The sequence below is a fragment of the Nitrosomonas supralitoralis genome (assembly GCF_003011925.2).
Lineage (GTDB): Bacteria > Pseudomonadota > Gammaproteobacteria > Burkholderiales > Nitrosomonadaceae > Nitrosomonas > Nitrosomonas supralitoralis.
Genome location: NZ_PXXU01000149.1, coordinates 1 through 1,454 on the forward strand (window position 1 = coordinate 1; position 1,454 = coordinate 1,454).

The 1,454-nt window shown below is 44.8% G+C and carries 3 protein-coding genes; 1 reads left to right on the top strand and 2 read right to left on the bottom strand.

Annotated elements, in window-relative coordinates; all coding sequences use genetic code 11:
• Positions 1-542 (top strand): conjugative transfer signal peptidase TraF (gene traF / locus C7H79_RS17095; RefSeq protein ID WP_106708424.1); only part of this gene is annotated, 542 nt, incomplete at its 5' end.
• A gap of 185 nt (positions 543-727) precedes the next feature.
• On the opposite strand, the gene C7H79_RS17100 is transcribed toward traF, so the two are convergent.
• Both C7H79_RS17100 and C7H79_RS17105 read right to left on the bottom strand, forming a co-directional pair.
• The gene (locus tag C7H79_RS17100; protein WP_106708425.1) at positions 728-1,030 is read right to left on the bottom strand and encodes a type II toxin-antitoxin system RelE/ParE family toxin; all 303 of its coding nucleotides are present in this window, start codon (positions 1,028-1,030) and stop codon (positions 728-730) included.
• The gene (locus C7H79_RS17105; protein WP_106708426.1) at positions 1,023-1,289 is read right to left on the bottom strand and encodes a type II toxin-antitoxin system ParD family antitoxin; all 267 of its coding nucleotides are present in this window, start codon (positions 1,287-1,289) and stop codon (positions 1,023-1,025) included. Before C7H79_RS17105 ends, C7H79_RS17100 begins: the two co-directional genes overlap by 8 nt.
• Positions 1,290-1,454 lie beyond the last annotated feature (165 nt).

The following is a 1,454-nucleotide window of genomic DNA, read 5'->3' on the forward strand; positions in this document are numbered from 1 at the left end:
TAAAAAATGGACTCCGTATCCTGGCTTGCAGTGTTTTGTCTGTCAGCGCTGGCATATTCTTGATGAGTATTGTTTTTCGTGTCAGCGGTATTTACTACAATAATACACCGAGCTTACCCGTGGGTTTTTACAAGATCATCGATGAACCGGTAGGGCGCGGCGTGTATGTTTCCTTTTGTCCGCCGCAAGATGAAGTTTTTGAGATGGCCATGATGCGAAACACCATCAGCACGGGCAACTGTCCGGGGGGTTATGGGATGTTACTGAAGCGTGTGTTTGCGCAAGCGGGGGATAGGGTTTCTATTGGTAGGGCAGGGATCGTTGTCAATGGTGAATTGATGCCCAACAGTGCGCAGATCAGCGCGGATGGTAATGGTCATGAAATGCCGCCATATCGTTTGGATGAGAAGATGCTTAATGATTCTGAATATCTGCTGATGTCCGATGTCAATCCGAATTCTTTTGATGCACGATATTTTGGGTTGATTGCACATGCGCAGATTCGGCATGTGGTTGAGCCGCTTTTTACTTGGGGTGATTAAATTGTTGAAGGAAATGATGAGGTTAAAATTAAGTTCTTTAGCGTGCAACATTGCATGAATATGTACTAGCCGGTTCGAGATGTTCGGTCACAGGTCGCGGCCTCTATGCGGAGTTATCGATGGATTTTTTGTTGATTTCGGTCATCGAATTGTGTTGGCGTAAAAAATACTGGCTGTTCGTTCATTCATACGGATTTTTCTTCGAACGCTTTTGATGGGTCTTGGCGGCCTAATATTCGCACAATGATAATCTCGGTCTGATCAATACGGTAATAAATTGAATGAGCACCGCACACGCTACGTCTGTATCCGCTATAGATGTGGTCAACGGCGGCATATCGTAAAGGGTGCGCCGCCAATTGCGAAAATCTCTTTTTGAGTTGTTCGCGGTATCTATCGGACTGTGCAATTCCGAAATGCTCATCACCATACTGAGCAATTTCTATTAAGTCTTCCTCAGCGGCTCCTGTAAGGCGATACTCAGGCATGTGTATTCTTGTGCCGGAATCTTGCCTCTTCCCAGATTTCTTCGACGCTGCGGTTAGAAAACCCGCTTTGCTCGCCCTTGATGAGCGCAGCTCGAATAGCTGCAATTTCTTCTGGAGTTTCTTGTTCGCGGATTTGCCGTTCGCGAATCAATTCACGGATAACTTCGCTTTCATTGCCGAAATGCCCCGTTTTGATCTGTGCCTTGATCCAGCTATCTTGCTGGGTGGTAACTGAAATGCTTTTTTTAACCATTGGCATTTTTACTCTCCAGTAAATGTGTAAACAATCATACTTAGTAGTATATTTTACTACATATTTATGGCCTTGCCACATTAAGCGATCATCGATACATCCGATTTCACTACTGACCCGTTAACATCTAATTGAGGCGGCCTGATTTGCCCTGAATTGGTATAATAAGTT

What these genes read in the sequence shown, in the direction of transcription:
- C7H79_RS17100 (WP_106708425.1), bottom strand. Translation starts at nt 1,030, where the DNA reads ATGCCTGAGTATCGCCTTACAGGAGCCGCTGAGGAAGACTTAATAGAA.
- C7H79_RS17105 (WP_106708426.1), bottom strand. Translation starts at nt 1,289, where the DNA reads ATGCCAATGGTTAAAAAAAGCATTTCAGTTACCACCCAGCAAGATAGC.